Consider the following 19,060-nt stretch of genomic DNA (forward strand, 5'->3'; position numbering starts at 1 on the left):
AGATGGATAGAATCGAAGAATTAAGAAAATCATTGAATGTTAAGAATAGTAATGGGAAAAAGTCCTTGAAGCATTCAGTGAAGCACGCTAATTTTCTCCCTTTTCAAACACGTAATCCAGAAAGAGCAAAGTTTGGAAACGGGTTTGCTCCCGTACTGGGAGAAACATTCCGTAAGATAGATGGTTGCCAGTTAGCTGAGAACCTCGATACAGCATCTTTGATTGAGAAAATATGTAATGAGGTAGAAGCCAGTGCAGAAGATAGGCTGAGTTTAGAAAAAATACTTGAGTCCTATCTTGGCTCTTCTTCTTCAATCCGAGAGTTTCATCCTAGAGTATTTAAATATATTCCTCTATCTGCTACCAAAGAATATGTTGGTGAACGAGAGATAGCGCAATATATAGTAGATTCTTTAATAATGGATAACCGGGAACTTACTGACCTAATGGAACTAACGGATAAGGAGCATGTATTAACGAGATTAATATGCTCCAATCTGCCTGAACTGCCAAATGTAAATGTGGACACTATTTATCCTCCAGCCTTTCCATATGTTCAAGGGATGTTTAGGGAGGATTTAGAATTCTTATTAGATAATCGGGAGTTCTTGATGTCGCATATCAATTTATTCCTAGCTTACTATTATTTCTATGCGGTATCTCAGTTTACTCTTAAGTTGAATCAATTTGAAAAGATGAACCCAACTCAACCAACCAAAATCTTCTATAATGTTGACTGGGAAAATTCAAATCGCAATCGACCTGCGGTAACAAAAGGTTTTAAGACTATTACTGAATCTGCCAGGAGGCTTTTGATCCATATCAACACTTTAGAGCAATTAAATATCTTGTTGAATTCTAAAAGCCTTCATTATGCAGATTTGCTTACCAAATACGAATCATTGGATGAAAGAGAACAAAAGCAAATTATCCAAGATTTTAATGAATGGATTATTGAATATTCAGATGTAGCTATAGGTTCAGTTGAAGGTATAGAGAAGGTTACTTCTTTTGAGGAATGCATCCATTTATTGCATAACCAAATTGTAAAGGCCTATGAAAAACCGTCCATGCAGGGGGGGACAAGCAGGTATGCTCTTTCATTGACGGAAGTCGGGCGTCTGTATTTCCTGAAAACGAGAGGATCACTAGGGCACACCTTAAATGTCACTCAAGATTTTCTGTTGCTACTGACTGCGGTATCAGTTAAATATCAAAAAATATCGTTAAAACAATTGTTCGTTGAATATGAAAAAAGAGGAATATTCTTCGATCGATATTCTAGTGATTCCATTATTGAATTGCTAAATAAATTGAATCTCATCGAGAAAAAAAGTGATAGTGGAGATGCTCAATATGTTAAACCAATTTTATAATTATATGGCAACAAAACTCATAGACTATTTGAAGCACGAAAAGGTACAACCTGGTGAGAGATACTATCTACAATTTGATCAACTTGATAATGTCATTGACTTCTATACAGTACTGAAAGCTGCAGAGGAAGCTCAACCCTTTACTTATCAGCATGAGCAAGGGTCACCCTATAATACGTTTTATTTAGATATCGATGGGGTTCGTGTTGTGATAGCTGCAACAATTAACGGTGTAACCCCGGATTATCTGGTAACTATCCGAAATTCAGTTAGTGATCAGGAAGGTACATGTGCTAACACGGCATTAATTAGCATGTCGCACTTTTCCTTGGATAGTATCCAGGGGGGAAGTAAGGACCTACAAAGTAAGGGGATGCCCTTTAACATCAGAATGGTTACACAGTACATTAAGGATGAACTGAATAGCGAGAATAACTTCTCGTTCGCGGAAAAGGAAATTATCCATTATCATCTGGATAAAAAATTGGAAGATTTAGTCGTACAGACGACGATATGGGACTATGCAGACATCATTTCCTTGTTCCAAAAGGGAAGGATCGATCAAGCAGACTTCAAGGCAATGAATCTTTTCCCAGATCCAGAACTGAATAAGGAGACATATATAAAACCAGCTGATATTCAAGCACGATTACAGGAGAACTCCAAGCTTTTCGAACTGGTGCAAAGAATACATGATTATGAAACCTTGGATACGGAATTAGATAAATATTTTGATGAAAAGATGGTTTCAAAGTTAAAAAAGAACGATTGGTACGCTAATGATTTGATGCCAGTTAAAGCCTCCTTCGATAATAGTAAGCAGATGCATTTGAATTATGTTGATACTCAAACCAAAAAATTAAATAGGGGCTTGAACTTTTGGGAAAGGGCCCATTCACATACTAAGACTGGACAGAGAAAGCGCCATATTATCGTATTTTATGAAGAAGGACAATCTTCAATAGAAATGACGTTTGAATTTGATGATTACATCAAAAAGCAATATGTCCATAAAAAAAGTGAGCCATACTGCGATACTAGTGGGAAGAAACTCAAAGTGAGTTTACCGATTGTTCAAGGCTCTGTTCATTTTTATCAAATTAAATACAAGCATAATAATGAATCAAAGTCTAACTATGAATTTAACTTCTGTGTGGTTCCTTTTTCCGAACATGAATTGTCTGGTATTGAAACGAAATACGAGATTAAGGTCAATAGTTCTGGTTCAGCTATTTTCCTGAATTATACGGGCGAAGAAATATTAATCGGTAACGTAGGAAACATCATTAATCACCTGATTAAAGAACCATACGAAACCATTCGAAAAGAGGAAGAGACGGCGCTGAAGATTGAAATGGATCCAAGTGCATGGGAAGACGATAAACTTACTTTCACATTACAAATCGGCCAATCTTATCTTCCATTTGAAATTAAAGACTCTGATATCAGGTCAATTCCAATAGATGCACGGCGCGTTGCAAAATTAAAACGAGAAAAGAGAGCGCATTTTGTTCTTGAACATGATTCTTTGCGTCAGGAAACGGCGACTTACTATCCTCATGAAGATTTTAAATCAAAATTAGCTATTGAAAAGCAATGGGTTGAATCAGGTACCTATCAAATTGTCTCCGGTACAGCTGTGGAGTTGTTGTTGCCTGAAGAGGTTAAACAAGCGTATAACGCATTTTTATCCTATTTTGTGTCTAACAATCGATTGCCTAGTCTGAGTTATATGGACGATGAATTAAAAGAGTTGGCGAAAAGGTATATCGATAGTGTAACGGAGCATATCGAAGCAATCGAAGAGGATACGTTGGTATCTGAACAACAGCAAAACCTGTTTAAATTAGGAACCTATGTTGATGTTGATAGAGTTTGGCTAACACCGTTACATCCTTTAAATGTAGCATATCAATTATTCTTAGAAGAACAGCTGCAGGATGAGGAATTAGATTATGTCATACTGAATCGTTTACATCCTAATAACTTGTTGCCGTTTATGTATGCTCCAAATGATGAATTATATAGACCATCACTAACGAGCAAATATGCAGAATGGCATGAGTATGAGCCTGAGAAGCAAATATCGGTAGGAACGGCAAATGAATTCCTGGCTAAAGTCGTTGAAGAGAAAATCAGGCAGTTTGTGACACACTTTGATTACTTATTCTTGAGTAGTTCTAAATCACCTTTATTATTAAACGTTGTAGAAATTAACAATGATAAAGAGGTGGTACGGGGAATTTTTAATTTTATGCAGTCACAGCTTGAGGAAGTTGGGCCCGATAAGATTTTGCCTGTTGAAGTAGCCTTGTATCGTAACACTGAATCACAAAGCTCCTTTGAATTATTGTCTTCCATACAGACTCCAGCAGAATTAAAAGAGACTTTCGAGATAGATATTAAATCGAAAGATTTAGATGCAGTGGATGTTCTAAGATTGATTAGAGAAAATATCCACTATTATCAAAATGAGACGAAGAGCAATATGGAGTTCCATTATAGCCATATCTCTTTCTTTAAGCTTCCTACTCAGGATATAGAAGTTTCACATCCTATGAATCAAATGGATGCAGGAATTTCTTTGAACGGATTGCTATCATCGGTTGTAGCAATATCTAGTGAATCAGATTATCGAACAGGCTTTGGAATGCAAAATGGGCCTAAGGAACCTAGTTATCTGGTTAAAATTGCGAGTAGCTATAATGAACTTGCCTTTAACATGAAAAATGAAGGGAAGAATTCATACAGCAAGAATAAATCAATTGTTATGAGTACCTCTTCTCAAAATCAAGAACTACTAAAAAATCTTTATAAAGCATCATTCTGGGTAACGTTTGTTGAACCGGGTGTTGATTTGGATTTCTTCCAAGATTCAACAAATGATTTGTTGGTTATTCACTATAATGACCAGCATACCTCATCGGACCGATATGATGCGATTACGGTGACAGATAAATCTAATCAGTATAAGAGTGTAATAAAGGATTATATCCATGATCATTCCTATGCCATAACAGATTATAGTATTGACCAGGCAATCAAAGCATTTAATTCAATAAACGGCGAATGGCTGTTGCGCATCATAGGTAGCAAGGGACATTTTGCTCGGGAAAAAATAAGCATTGTTTCAGCAATGAAGTATCTAGAAAGTTATCTTTATCACCCTTCGATTACATGGATACCTGTTTCCTTGGAGGAGATTCTACGGGTCGCAGCTGCTGTTAATCTGACAAAACGGGACGGAATATTTTCAACTAAGAATCTGAAATCCTTCGGAAAGCATAGCGATGATATCTTGATGATGGGAATTGAGAAACGAGAAAATCAATTATTCCTATACTTATATCCAGTAGAAGTAAAAATAGGGCGTCTTCAAACGAGCAAGGCTCACATTCAAATTGAAAAGACGGCTGCATTATTTAGGGAATTTTTGGTTGATATACCAGGGGAGCATAGTTTTAGAAAGAAATTTTATCGAAACTTCTTTGCCCAAATACTGTTGTCGAATGCGAAGAAAATCTATTCAAATGGATTATGGTCTAAAGAGAAATATAATGAGATACATGGCCTAAAAGCGCAGCTTTTGAATGATGAATTCACTATCGGTGAAAATCTTGCACCGTATATTGGCAAAGGTGCAGTACTCCATTTCAGGAATAATAGCGGATTTAGGTCTGCAAATATGAATGATGAAATTATGAACCTGATGTTCATTGAAGAAGATGCGTATGCCGGTCTTTCCGCTTCTATAGAAACTATCGTTGAGAAAATGACTTCGGGGTATATGGATTTTGTTCCAGCTAAGTTATTGGTGAATGTATATGACCCCGATAGCCTGGAATGTGTGCCATCCTCAGACGAACTACGTGTTGAAATGGATATAAAAGATGATGAAAATACCCACTATGATATAGAGGAACATGCAAAGATTGTTGAGCAGAGCACACTACCGGAGGAGACTACAGAGAGTCATGCTATTGTTGAATCTGAGCCTAATCTAGATGCCCTTGCAGAAGAACCTATCTTGGCTGATGTTCCCGAGGAGATAATTACTCCTAATGAAAATGTTGATGAGGATCAGACAGAGGTAGTACAAGGTGTTGTTCCTTTGGAAGAAATTAGGGTTCCTCTTGGCGTTATTCAAGGTTCTAATCAAATCGTGAATTGGGAATTTGGCCATAAGAACTTAGCCAATCGTCATCTATTTATTACTGGAGGATCGGGCCAAGGGAAAACATACTTTATCCAATGTCTTCTTTGGGAGCTTGCAAGACATGATATATCGAGTATTATCATTGATTATACAGATGGATTCAAAAAGTCTCAGCTAGAAGAAGAGTTTAAAGAGAATCTTGGTGATCGACTCGAGCAATTCATTGTGCTCGCTAAGAAATTCCCAATCAATCCATTTAAGAGAAATAAAAAGGAGTTAGATGAAGACTTGTTCATTGATGAGGATGATTCCGATGTAGCGGAACGGATGAAAAATGTCATTGGTTCTATCTATACAACGTTGGGGCCTCAGCAGTTGAATTCTATCTATCAAGCTGTCATGAAAGGAATGTCCATTTATGATGATAAGATGAACTTTGAAATTCTTCGTGAATTATTGGAGGAGGATGGTTCTGGGCCAGCTAAAACTGCCTTGTCCCAAATGAACTTGCTAATAGATAAAAATCCTTTTGACTCAAATCAAAATATGGATTGGTCCTTCTTAGAAAAAGAGAAGGGCAAAGTATTCATCATTCAATTAACTGGCTATTCTCCAGATGTCCAGAAACTAATAACAGAGTTTATTCTTTGGGATCTCTGGTATTACAAATTACAACATGGAAATAAACGAATTCCTTTCCCGGCAGTGCTCGATGAGTCACAACGCCTTGATTTCAGCGTTAATTCACCTAGTGCTAAAATCCTTACAGAGGGACGGAAATTCGGCTGGTCAGGTTGGTTTGCGACCCAATCGACAAAGGGTTTCTCATCTGATCAACTAAGCCGTTTGCAAAACTCTGCTGTTAAAATCTATTTCTCTCCTGTAGAGAATGAAATTTCGACCATTGCAGCTAATATAGCTGCAGACTATAAGGACCGAAAAGAATGGGAAACTAAGCTAACCAATCTACAAAAAGGCCAATGCATCATGTATGGTCCGATTTTGGATAGGAATGGTAAATTGATGCCTTCTAGACCTTATGTAGTTAATATATTGTCATTTAGTGAAAGATAAATAAATTATCTTAGCCCTTTAGCTATTAGTTAAGGGGCTGTTTCTCCTTTCATTCATGTAGGTGCTCCAACCATCTAGCTTTTTAAATTTGCAGCAAAATCATCAGCTTGATTTCGGTGTTTATTCAAAACCTAGATAATCCCCAAAAAATTTAATGTAATAAATATCCTAAAAGTACCCCCAGTAATAAGTAGGGTAAATTCTTTTGATATGTATTTTCAACTCGTTTCTTTAAGTAGGATAGCCATAATTGTTAGTAAGGATATCGATCAGTGATTTCAGTATCCATACAGCCGTATGAATCGATAATCGTGTACATAAAAGGCTGTTTGGTGAGAATACTTTGTTGCACGTCTTATCTAATTTTATTGGATTTAGTATAAATTTATAATTATATATTAAAAATAACTTTATGAAACAGTAAAATATGTATACAAAAAAATAAAGTGTGATGGAGGTTCTAATGGATTATAAAGAAGGCGTTATCTTTATGGGAAACCTTACAGCTAGTATGGAAAGTAATCAATTGTACTCAAATGTTTATAAACCTATAGCGGATATTCAAGATTTGATAATCTATTATCCTGGGAGAAAACGCCCGGAAGATTATAAAGTTGAGCATAATGGAAAAAACACTACACATGCAGATATTGTGAGATACTTGCATGACGTTGCTCTTCAAAATAATGCTAGTATATTAGTAGATTTTATAATGGATATCTATAATAACGGTTTATATGCAAATCATAATTTACCAGTTAATCTTACGAATGTTAATCTAAATGGGACAAGCTTGTCTACTGAACAGCTTAAATACATAATATATTGGATGACTCTTCAGGAAGAAATAAATTATCCACGACCAAGATATCAAGGTATTAAATTACCTTTTAGTAGATATATTGAAGCTATTATTTCTGCAAATCATCCACAAATTATTAATTTGAAACAAGTTCTCCAAAGGACAAATAATCACAATAGTGGGTTACCGATTAATTTGAAAAAAACCACTTTACCAGCAATGTATGTAAAGGCATTAGCTTCTCTCTAATATAATCAAAAGTTTAGCATGATATTGACAACCTTTTTTGCTCAATTTAGATGGTGCTGATAGTCTGTGTATATTTATATTGATAGAATGAAGGCAAAGAACTATCAAGATAGAAAGGGGAATTCAAATGGCAGATACAAGGAAGTTGGTATTATTCGGAGAATATAATAGAAAAGAAGTACATGATATATTTGATCCGTTAAGTCCTTATACGCCTGGGGCTGGTACATGGGGAATTCACGGAATCGTCAAAATCCCAAATAGAGATAAGGATTATGTTTTTTTTGTGACTTTTGGCCAATCTGTAGCAGGACATGATTTCGAGGAAGAAATTACGGAAGAAGGAGTACTTACGTGGCAGTCACAGCCTAGGCACAAGTTTAGTGATATAGTAATTCAGAACTTAATTAATCATGATCATTTAAAAAGTAATATTTATCTTTTTTTAAGGACCAAAAAAATAAATCAAAATAGCAAAAAGTCGGAGCCGTTTAGATATTTGGGGAAATTAGCATACATCAGTCATGATATAGAGAGAGAAGCACCGGTATATTTTAAATGGCAGCTTCTTGATTGGAGTACACCATCAAAAAATGTCTTGAAAAATATGGATTTAAAACCTTCTTTGACTGTCGTGGATACAGTTATAAGTGAAGATAAGTTAGTTGAAGCTATGGTACCCAAAAAAAGGAGGGAGCGGGTAGGAATTAAAACAAATCAATTTAAAGCTCGTCATGTAGATTTTGCGGAAAATACTGAGAGAAATAAAAACATTGGGTTGAAAGGTGAATTGGCTGTATTAGAATATGAAAAATCATATTTAATCTCTCAAGGTCGTAATGATTTGGCTACCAAGGTCATCCATACTTCAATTGTTGAAGGTGATGGAGCGGGATATGATATACAGAGTTTTATGCCAGATGGTAGTATGAAGTTTATTGAAGTAAAAACAACCGTAGGAGGAGAGTATACACCCTTCAATTTAACAATAAATGAGCTGGCTTTTTCAGAACAACATCCTGAATCATATGTATTGGTTAGAATATATGATTACGATTTAAAACATAATAGTGGAAAATTCTATGTTTTAGAAGGAGATATTAAGCAAAAAGTTGAGCTTCAGCCTATTCAATTTAAAGTGAAAGTCTAAAATATTAAAGAATAAAAATATATAACTTGCAGAATATAGACGGCATAAATAAAGACATCTTGTTTCTGGGTAGTAGAAGAAAGAGAAGTCTCTTTGGCTTCTCTTCTTTTTATGCGATAGAATTAATATATGAACTTTCGTATGCTCTGTTGCAACCTCATCTTCGATTTGAATGTGGCTATTATTTATTTTTCTAATAATATATTGATTGCCCGCATATTCTCCATAGCGAAAGTTATCGAGATCAATAAAATCATAAATGGTTTTGTAAGTTTCTAAATCCATCATTTCTACATATAAGAAATCTTCAATAAAATCCATTCAAACTGCTTCCTTTCTAAGAGTGTAGATGAAAATAATTCCAAATTAATATGATTATTATATTTTTAAATCATATAATCGACAATAAAGTGGTCAAACCCGTGTTAAGGAACTCATTTTTACTGATAGCTCAACTCTAGAAATATTATGTCGATCATAATCGATATTATGAAAATCACTGCTTACTGGACAGATCTTTACTCAAATAAGCACAAAAATTAGATTCAAACTAATTAGATTGGGAACAGTCCATTTCAATGTAGATAATCTGTTTGGATGAAGTAGGAAGGGGAAATGTTGATCCATCATACTGAAAGGACAACTATTCTGACCTATCAGTATGATTACAACGTGAGGAATAGTAATTTTTAGAGATTGGCATGAAAAACTGATTATAATAAACGCTGTTAATCATCATGCATATTCATTCTGTAAGATGTATTGTAGGGATGATTTGAATTCAACGATACTTTCAAGTTCATAGGTAGAGAGAACCTTTGCCAGTCTTGGTTGAATGCCGATTAGTTGGATCTTACTTCCTGCCATAAATTGAAACGTACGGATGAGGTCGATTAATTTTTTGATACCATCATCTTTTACCTCACCAACAGCTGTTAGATCAATCAGGATATTTTGGTATTCTCCATTAAAGACTGAGTGGAGGACATGCTCGGATATCAAGTTGATTTTTTCAGATGTGATGTCTCCGAATAAAGGGATATAGCACATTTTATTGGACAGAGGGATAAAGGGTCCGGAAAGTTTGTTTAATCGCATAAGTACGTCCTCGAGTTTTTCCTTTTGCTCGAGCAATTCAAAATCTGTGTGTGCCAGTCTTTCTTGCAACTCTAAAATTTTATCAAGATATACTTGATTGTTCTTTTCCTTGGAGACAAAAAGGATGTGTATTCTTCCGTTTGAGTCATCTGATAGATATAGATCAAATAAGGCCAGCAAGGACTCCTTTGTAAGAACATTTACTTCTATTTGTTTGGTACTTTCATTTGATAAATTTGCTTTGATAAACTTGTTCATACTTTCTTCATCAATAATCCCTGTAATATCAGAGGTGTTCAAATTAAATAGATTAAATGACAGGGAATTGTATTGCAGAATTTTTCCTTTATCGTCTACTGCTATATAGGGAAGTGGTAGTGGTGTGTCAATACATTGCATTTTTTGTCTCTCCTATAGAATAATCTTTTAGCCACGTCTCTATATCCGATAAATCCGTTACGATGATGGGTTCTCCGCTCGAGTACGTTTTTAAATCATATTTATTGCCCAATCTGCTGCCAATAAGGATTTTTGGAGGCACAGGTAATGCCTCGAAACTGTCTGTATATGATTTCAACTTTGGTAAATGGGTTACAATGGTCAAGGAAAGTCCGATGACATCAGGTTCCCATTCAATGGCAGTATGTAACGCATATTCAAGGGGAAGATTCGGTCCAAAATACTTGGTTTCCCAGCCATATTCCTCGAATAATTGAGCGGCCATTTTTAGGCCGATATAATGTTGCTCTCCTTCTATACAAAGAAACATGGCTTTTTTAGTAGTAGGAGTTTGGTTTAGATTATGCTCAAACGCCAATCTGGATAAAACAAAATCACAGGTAGCTGTCGCTATATGTTCATCGGCTACTGTAATCTCATTGTTTTCCCATAAGTCGCCAATTCGTTGCATAGCAGGTGTTAGGAGTTGATCATAGATATCTAAAGTTGAAAGATGTTTAAGAGATTTAATATAATCCCAGGATTTATTGTAATTGCCAGAAAGTAAGATGCTGGTGAAATCGATAATCGATTGCATATAGTTATGCCTCCTCTTTGGCTTTTTCGCACTCAAGAATGTCTATGGCATCTGTTAAAAATGATATGTATATTTTCTTTTTTATATCTGGCATATCAGAAATTTGCTCTAACTCTTCTTTTAATATCACGAAATTATCCAGCAGTGTTTGTGTCTTCATTCCGTATTTTTGCAGGATTCCATTTAACCAGAGGGTATAATCCGTAAATACCTTAGCATTATCTAATTCAAAGGCCGTTTGTAGATGATCAAGATGGTGTATGTTATCTGCCCGGCATTTGTCTTTTCCTTTATCACCATAGCGTTCCTGTAAGGATGGATCGAGTGCATAGATTCGTTCTGTCACTTGTTCAATGAATAGAGTTGTATTCATTACTTGTAGACCACCTTATATTTTGTCACTGTAGGTATAACACCGGCTAATTCTTGATCAGGATACTTTTTCTCTAAGTCGTGAATTTCTTTGAATTGGCTGCTCCTTACCCAGTTAAGATAATCCTCTTTCTCTTCAAATAGTAATTGAACGGTCAATTCATCAGGATGTTTCTCGTTCTGTAAGAGGAAAAAATCAATGAATCCGGGAGCTTAATCGACTTTCCGGGAACGGTTTCTATAAATATTTATAACTTCCTCGCTTTTTTCTCCTGGTACCTTAAATGTAGAAAATACGCTAAAGATAGTAACACTCCCTTCTAATTCATAGATTTTTATATGATTTAAACACTACATTCCTTTTAAAATTATATAAAATAGAGTCCTTTTCACAAATACAAAATATTAAGAAAAAAGAGTCCATATTATGATGAACTCTTGATAGAATTTGTTAATTCGTTGATTTACCTTATTAATCTGTTACAGATGGTTTGATTTGTTTCATATTCACCTTATCAAAAGTTGAACCTTCCTGTCCATTGACAGGGGGAGGGTTGAAAAGGAACAAAAAAGAAAAAGCACGTAATATAAGCGAGTGTAGACGGGATTCTTTATGTGGATGGGCGTAAATGGTCGCAAGAATGGCATCATCCGACCATTGAGTTGAAAGATGAAGCCTTGCCGGAGCGGCAAACTATTTTTCGAGTTTAGCTATGAGAGCATTAGAGCAACTGAATGAAGCTGAATGCTAGATGATGAATCGAGCATGACCCTGTTTCGTTACTAGCAGGGTCGTGTTTTTTATTATTTTCAGATTGAAAAAGAGTTTTCCAATAAAGACATGGCAATATTAATAAAATCATTTGCATCTCCTAAGCTAATTCGATCGTCCATTTTTTATAAATATAATGTCTTCTATATCTTATGTTAAAATCCAATCTAGCATTTTATTATTATCCGAAATATTCCACCTTTAGAAGTATAAGTTTACTCCGACAAACTATTTAGTAAAATCAAACAGTATTTAAGTTAATGCCATTTTTGTTTACTAGAATGATACCTGAATGAACGTAACAACGCCTCTTCCTATCGATTTTTTAATTTAAATCTAAATAGTTTGGCACTTTTGTGTCCGTAATAGACTATTAAGTTACTTTGGTAGCTCTTTTATCCAATCTTTAATGGATATTTATTTGTTTTTATACTATTGTGTAAGTATGGGAAGGAAAAATTTTCATGTAAATGCGGTCTAACTCGCTTTTTGATCACGGATGATGTGATAGTGTGAGCAATATTCCGTAAAAAATAGATTGAGAGTAAATAATTCATTGAGGGGTGTAAGTATGATTTATTCATGGGAAACAAGCACAACCGAAATAAAAGATTATGTCTATAAGGTTTTAGAGCAAATAAAAGAAAGTCTTCAAGATAATTTTAAAGGGTTCTATGTTCATGGTTCACTAGCTATGGATGGATTTAATCCGCAGTCCAGTGATATCGATCTTATTGTAGTGACTGAAAATCCACTAACCTTTGAGGCTAAGAAAGAGTTAGTTAATTATTTTCTATCCAATTCCGGAAAACCATTTCCGATTGAAGTCAGTTTTTTAAACAAAGATCAACTAAGAAATTGGCAGCATCCTTGTCCGTATGATTTCCATTACAGTGAATATTGGAGAGATAAGTATAAAGAGGATGCAGACTACTATCTTAATAAAGCAGACTTGAAAGATCCAGATTTAGCTGCTCATATCACGATTCTTCATAGACGTGGGATTTGCCTTGAGGGTCCTCCAATTGAAGAAGTTTTCCCGCTAGTTCCCCAAAGTGATTATCTATCATCCGTAATGGAAGATTATCGGGAGTGTCTTGTTAACTTAGAGAAGGATCCGAAATATTGTGTGCTAAATATGGTTAGGGTGTATTGGTATGTAAAAGCAGGAATCATTACTTCTAAACAAGAAGCGGGTGAGTGGGCAATTAATACACTGCCTAAAATGGTAGCTGAAACGGTACAAAAGGTTATGGATGGCAACAGGCCGGAGGAAAAGGAACTGCAGGAATTCAAGGATTATATAGACAATAAGTTGAATAACTAAAGGTACCTCCTCCTTATTTGTTAGAGACATGGCATAAGTGACCTCTACCCGATGGAAACTTTAACGAGGGCTTGGTTTTCAATCAGGCAACGAAAACAAATAGTGAAATAAGGAATTAATGAAAGAACACAGGACTAATTTGGGACAACATTATGCGAATAAATCACTCGACTTAAAAAAGCCTTTAAATAAGGCTTTTTTTGTGTGTCGCATTCAGAAAAATAGTGTTTGCCATCTGTAGACATAAAATTTAAAACAAAGATGAGAATTTATTATTTCTAACCCTCTATAGCTCAAAAACTTCCCCTCTAATAAAATGACAATTTTGTTAACTATCCTGTTTTGAAAAATCTATCTTTTGGAGCGGTGTATATCCAACAATGGGTTATGCACTTTTAAAAATTTAAATATTCTTAATATGTATATTAATATAATTAATACCAATAATTACATTGATTAAAATAATCTAAATGTTGATAATATTATAATGTAATATGATTTTCCAGAATATTTTAAGTTGCAAAAATTATTCTGGAAAAGGAAAGGAGGTATTAAGGGATACTCTGATACAGCTTTACAAGCTGTTCGAAAAAACTTCATAAGGGTGTGTGAATCATGATTTCGAGTCGGAGTAAGTACTACAGGAAGAAACGCATGAGAAAAAGAGTATTTTCAGTTCTGACGTTACTTTTTCTTCTTGTACAAACAGTTATAACTCCAGCAATTCAGTATGTTAATGCTGATAGTACAACAGTTATCTCTAATACTTCTTCTGCTCCAGAAGGCGAAGTACTAACAGAAACAGAAGTGAAGACAGAAGAGGTAACAGAAGAAACAACGGACGGAGTAACAGAAGAAACATCAGAAAGTACAACTGAGGAGGATGTCGCAGATTCTGAAGAGAGTGTAGAGGAATCTGTGAAAGAGTCTGAAGAAGAGGTTACCACAGAAGAAAAGACGGGTGAGTCTGCTGATAAGCAAGAAGCAGTAGTAGAGAATGCCAAAGAAGAAAAAACTAAAAGAGTGCAGAAGTCAGCTGAAAAAGAAATAGCTGTAACTGAAGAAGCTGAATCAAAAGATTTGAAGAATTCTAACTCTGACAGTGAAGCTAAGGCAAAAGAATCTACTGTGGCAGAGAATGATGACGGAGCGACAACAAAAGCTTCTACCTACGATCATATCGATGTTGTGATGGAAACAGGCAATATCACTTTCACAATCGATGGAACTCCTTATACAATTAAAGGGAATGTTATTCAAAGTAGTATTGTGGCTACCTCCGGTAATCAAGAGTGGAAAAATTTTAGCAAAGGAACATGGGATTCTAATAGGAAGGATTATGAATACCGTAAAACAAATATCTCAATTAGTTCTGCTGCTTCAGTAACGATTTCCTGTGATATTCAAATTGACACGACTAATTTAACAGCAGCAACCATCAACATTCTTAAAGAGCATCTGGGTATGAGTGATGCAGGCGTTATTCCATATCAAGGTACATTTACTGATGCGAATAATGTTTGTGGTGGAAGTGGAAATAGCAGAGGATTTGACTTTGAAGTTTCCGGTAAACAATTAGGTGAATATTTCACTACTGGTACATTGACTGTAATCAAAAAAGACTCTGAAGAAAACCCAACTTATTTAGCTGGAGCTAAATTTAAGCTGCTTGATAAGAATAATAAAGAACTTATTACTCCTGAAACCAATGCAGAAGGTATTGCCACTACAGGTAGTGATGGTAAAATAATCTTCACTTCAGTCCCATTTGGCAATTACACTTTAGTTGAAGTAGAGGCTCCAGAGGGATATAAGCTGTCTGATCAGAATACATGGCCTATTGTAGTATCAAAAGATAACAGAACAGTAGAAAAGGGTGTAATAAACAAAGAACTTACTGGATCTGTTGTTGTGAACAAAGTCGACAACAGTAATGATCCGAAGCCATTAGCCGGGGCTGAATTCACATTGACTGATGCGAATGGGAACAAAACTGTAGAAGTAACCGGAGAAGATGGAAAAGCAATCTTTACCAACCTTAAATACGGAGCAACCTACAAGGTTCAAGAAACAAAAGCACCAACAGGCTATGTAATTGATAATAGTGATAATGCAACAAAAGAATTCACCATCTCTAGTGATGAAGCTCTAACCTTTACTTTTGTAAATAGAGAGATTGTCGGTTCAGTCACTGTTACAAAAGTAGATAAGAATGATACTACGAAGAAATTGTCTGGAGCGAAATTCACTTTGACGGATGCCAAGGGAAACGAAACGGTTGAGGTAACTGGAGAAGATGGAAAAGCTACATTTGGCAATTTGGTTTATGGTAAATACACCATTAAAGAAACTGAAGCGCCGGAAGGCTACGTCATCAGCAATCAGGAGAGTAAAGAAATCAATATTTCCGAAGATGGTCAACTGGTTGAACTGGAGTATGAAAATAGGGCAATCAAAGGCTCTCTTCAAGTATTAAAAGTCGACTCTGTTGATAACACAACCCCATTAGAAGGGGCAGAGTTTACAGTTTACGATGAAGACGGAAATGAAGTAGACACAAAGGCAACAAATAAGGACGGTCTGGTGATATTTGATAACTTGGCATACGGAGTAAAATACAAAGTCAAGGAAACGAAAGCACCTGACGGCTACATTATTAGTGATTTAGCTAGCAAAGAGTTCAATATCGTAACAGATGGACAAACTGTGAATCTGGTATTTGCCGACAAAGCGATTGAAGGATCTGTGAAAGTCTTGAAAATGGACGCTCTTGATAACAGAACGCCGTTAGCTGGAGCAGAGTTCACTCTTTATGATCAAGATGGCAAACCTGTACGCACTAAAACGACTGAAAAAGACGGTCTGGTAACATTTGATCACTTAGCATATGGTGTGAAATATACCGTTAAGGAAACAAAAGCACCGAAAGGCTATGTTCTCAATACTGAGAAAATTGACCCATTCACCATCACTAAAGACGGTCAATTGGTCGAACTCACAGTAGAAAATAAAGCGATTGAAGGATCTGTCAAAGTAATTAAAGTAGATTCTGAAAGCAAGGATCCAATTGCAGGAACAGAATTTACTCTAACCTATCCGGATGGTTCAGAAAAAGTGATGGTAACAAATGAAAAAGGTGTCCTAACTTTTGGTGATTTACCATATGGCGGCGAATATATTGTGAAGGAAACGAAAGCTGCTAAAGGATATCTACTAAATGAAAAGGCAACAGCAAATTTCTCCATTACTAAAGATGGCCAAGAAGAGGTTTTCACTTTTGAAAACACAAAAGGAACCCCTGGTCTTGAAGTAGTAAAATCAACAGATAAACCTGAATACAAACCAGGTGAAACCATCCATTATACAATCAGCGTGACGAACACTGGTAACGTTGATTTAGAAGGTATCGAACTTGAAGGTCTCTTCAGTAAAAATGGGGATGACAGCATTGAGCAATTGAAACTCAAAGAATACGCAGGTCCATTTAACCTTAAAGTTGGCGAAAGAGTTACGTACACAGTTGACTATGTGATTCCGGAAACAGACCTGCCGGATACAGAGTATACAAACGTCATAACAGCAATTGTAGATGGCATGGATTCAATCAGCGATGAGGTTACTGTCATTGTTGATCCAACCTACGCTCTTGAAGTGAATAAAAAAGCGGATAAAGAAGAGGTTAAAGTCGGAGAAACCATCACATACACGATTGCTGTGACAAACACAGGCAAGCATGATTTGACTAATGTGAAGGTAGTCGACGAAATGGTTGGTCTTGATACGACTGTTGAAAAACTTGAAGTTGGCGAAACCAAAACATTTACAGTTGAACATGTGGCTGCAACAGAAGATATTGGAGAATTAACGAACGTTGCGGTAGCCAAGGTGATTGTGAATGGTGAGGAAATAGTTGAGGAAAGTTCTGAAATCGTTAAGGTATCTGAGCAAGATGCTCCGGCCCTTACAGTAGAAAAAACAGCAGACAAATCTCAATACAAACCAGGCGAAACGGTAACTTACACAATCACGATTACGAACACAGGTAATATTGATTTGAAAGGTATCAAACTTACAGACGTCTTCAGTAAAGATGGAGATGACACTATTAAGCAATTGACATTAGAAGGCTATGATGCTGAAAATGGTTTTGATTTAGCAGTTGGTAAAACAGCTACATTCACAGCTACCTACGTCATTCCAGAAACCGACCTTGCTGATACAACGTATACAAACGAAATCACAGCAACTGTAGACGGTGTTGACATGAAACCGGTAACCGATGAAGAAATTATCACTGTGGATCCGTCTTACGCTTTTGAAGTGAATAAAACCGCTGATAAAGAAGAAGTTAAAGTCGGGGAAACAATCACTTACACCATTAAGGTAATCAACATAGGTAACATAGCCTTGACTGATGTGAACGTAGTCGACGAAATGGTTGGTCTTGATACAACAATCGAGAAACTTGAAGTTGGCGAAACGAAAACATTTACAGTTGAACATGTGGCTACAACCGAAGACATTGGAGAATTAACGAATGTAGCGGTAGCGAAGGTGATTGTGGATGATGAGGAAATTGTCAATAAAGATTCTGTAACTGTTCAAGTATCTGAAGAGGATGCTCCGGCCCTTACAGTAGAAAAAACAGCAGACAAATCTCAATACAAACCAGGCGAAACGGTAACTTACACAATCACGATTACGAACACAGGTAATATTGATTTGAAAGGTATCGAACTTACAGACGTCTTCAGTAAAGATGGAGATGACACTATTAAGCAATTGACATTAGAAGGCTATGATGCCGAAAATGGCTTTGATTTAGCAGTTGGTAAAACAGCTACATTCACAGCTACCTATGTCATTCCAGATACAGACCTTGCTGATACAACATATACAAACGTGATAACAGCAACTGTAGACGGTGTGGATATGGATTCTGTAAGCGATGATGCGACTATTGTAGTTGATCCGACTTACGCTCTTGAAGTGAATAAAACCGCTGATAAAGAAGAGGTTAAAGTTGGAGAAACAATCACTTACACCATTAAGGTAACCAACACAGGTAATAAAGCCTTGACTGATGTGAACGTAGTCGACGAAATGGTTGGTCTTGATACAACTGTTGAAAAACTTGAAGTTGGCGAAACGAAAACATTTACAGTTAAACATGTTGCTACTACTGAAAATGTTGGTGAACTAACCAACATTGCGGTAGCAAAAGTGGTTATTGATGGTAAAGAAATAGTTGGGGAAGGTTCTGTAACAGTTAAAGTATCTGAAGAGGATGCTCCAGTAGTTGCACCGGATCAGGATAACTCTGCTACAGATCAAGAGGTTCAAGTTTTAGGTCAAGATGACACAACTGCAGATCAAAATGATCAAGCTGTAGACCAGGAAGAACCAACTATTATTGAAGTGGTACAAAACTTCATTGAAAATCCTAAAACTGGCCAATCTACATTAAATATTCTGTTGGTTTTAGGTGTATTCCTTATCGCTGGAAGCGGCTTGTATGTTTGGAAAAGAAAACACTGAGCTTTTAGAGTAAGTGAATATTAACTAATAGAAAACCAGCTTGGGAGATTAGTTCCTCAAGCTGGTTTTTTAGGTTTAAATTAATATCGAATCCCAACTAAAAAGAGAAA

Annotated in this window: 9 protein-coding genes and 1 pseudogene; 6 read left to right on the forward strand and 4 right to left on the reverse strand. The window is 35.9% G+C overall.

All coding sequences use genetic code 11. From position 1 onward, the window contains the following. The first annotated feature begins 2 nt into the window (after nucleotides 1-2). From dptG to AC4BHP_RS03040, 4 genes are all read left to right on the forward strand, one after another. Nucleotides 3-1,376 (forward strand): DNA phosphorothioation-dependent restriction protein DptG, encoded by a 1,374-nt coding sequence (dptG, locus tag AC4BHP_RS03025; protein ID WP_490551262.1) that lies wholly within the window; start codon nucleotides 3-5, stop codon nucleotides 1,374-1,376. Further along, nucleotides 1,357-6,606: a DNA phosphorothioation-dependent restriction protein DptH gene (gene dptH / locus AC4BHP_RS03030; RefSeq protein WP_490551263.1), complete on the forward strand. Its 5,250-nt coding sequence runs from the start codon at nucleotides 1,357-1,359 to the stop codon at nucleotides 6,604-6,606. The genes dptG and dptH overlap by 20 nt, the downstream gene beginning before the upstream one ends. 463 nt (nucleotides 6,607-7,069) lie before the next feature. After that, nucleotides 7,070-7,657: a hypothetical protein gene (locus AC4BHP_RS03035; protein WP_490551264.1), complete on the forward strand. Its 588-nt coding sequence runs from the start codon at nucleotides 7,070-7,072 to the stop codon at nucleotides 7,655-7,657. A gap of 127 nt (nucleotides 7,658-7,784) precedes the next feature. Then, nucleotides 7,785-8,807 carry a DUF3427 domain-containing protein gene (locus AC4BHP_RS03040; RefSeq protein WP_490551265.1) on the forward strand — a complete coding sequence of 341 codons (1,023 nt, stop codon included), beginning with the start codon at nucleotides 7,785-7,787 and terminating at the stop codon, nucleotides 8,805-8,807. 735 nt (nucleotides 8,808-9,542) lie between these two features. Here AC4BHP_RS03040 and AC4BHP_RS03045 read toward each other — a convergent pair. The 4 genes and pseudogenes from AC4BHP_RS03045 to AC4BHP_RS03060 form a co-directional block, all read right to left on the reverse strand. Continuing rightward, nucleotides 9,543-10,304, reverse strand: a complete 762-nt coding sequence (locus AC4BHP_RS03045) for an STAS domain-containing protein (protein WP_490551266.1) — start codon at nucleotides 10,302-10,304, stop codon at nucleotides 9,543-9,545. Further along, nucleotides 10,291-10,941 carry a cobalamin B12-binding domain-containing protein gene (locus AC4BHP_RS03050; protein ID WP_490551267.1) on the reverse strand — a complete coding sequence of 217 codons (651 nt, stop codon included), beginning with the start codon at nucleotides 10,939-10,941 and terminating at the stop codon, nucleotides 10,291-10,293. The genes AC4BHP_RS03045 and AC4BHP_RS03050 overlap by 14 nt, the downstream gene beginning before the upstream one ends. 4 nt (nucleotides 10,942-10,945) lie before the next feature. After that, nucleotides 10,946-11,314 carry a hypothetical protein gene (locus AC4BHP_RS03055; protein ID WP_490551268.1) on the reverse strand — a complete coding sequence of 123 codons (369 nt, stop codon included), beginning with the start codon at nucleotides 11,312-11,314 and terminating at the stop codon, nucleotides 10,946-10,948. After that, a pseudogene (locus AC4BHP_RS03060) lies at nucleotides 11,314-11,619 on the reverse strand (antibiotic biosynthesis monooxygenase family protein). Before AC4BHP_RS03060 ends, AC4BHP_RS03055 begins: the two are co-directional and overlap by 1 nt. A 1,037-nt stretch (nucleotides 11,620-12,656) precedes the next feature. Between AC4BHP_RS03060 and AC4BHP_RS03065 the strand changes: the two are divergent. Then, nucleotides 12,657-13,412 carry an aminoglycoside adenylyltransferase domain-containing protein gene (locus tag AC4BHP_RS03065; protein ID WP_490551269.1) on the forward strand — a complete coding sequence of 252 codons (756 nt, stop codon included), beginning with the start codon at nucleotides 12,657-12,659 and terminating at the stop codon, nucleotides 13,410-13,412. Nucleotides 13,413-14,066: 654 nt separating this feature from the next. Beyond that, nucleotides 14,067-18,950 (forward strand): SpaA isopeptide-forming pilin-related protein, encoded by a 4,884-nt coding sequence (locus AC4BHP_RS03070; RefSeq protein WP_490551270.1) that lies wholly within the window; start codon nucleotides 14,067-14,069, stop codon nucleotides 18,948-18,950. Nucleotides 18,951-19,060: the final 110 nt, after the last annotated feature.

It is taken from the genome of Pradoshia sp. Z4_20, from assembly GCF_058216035.1.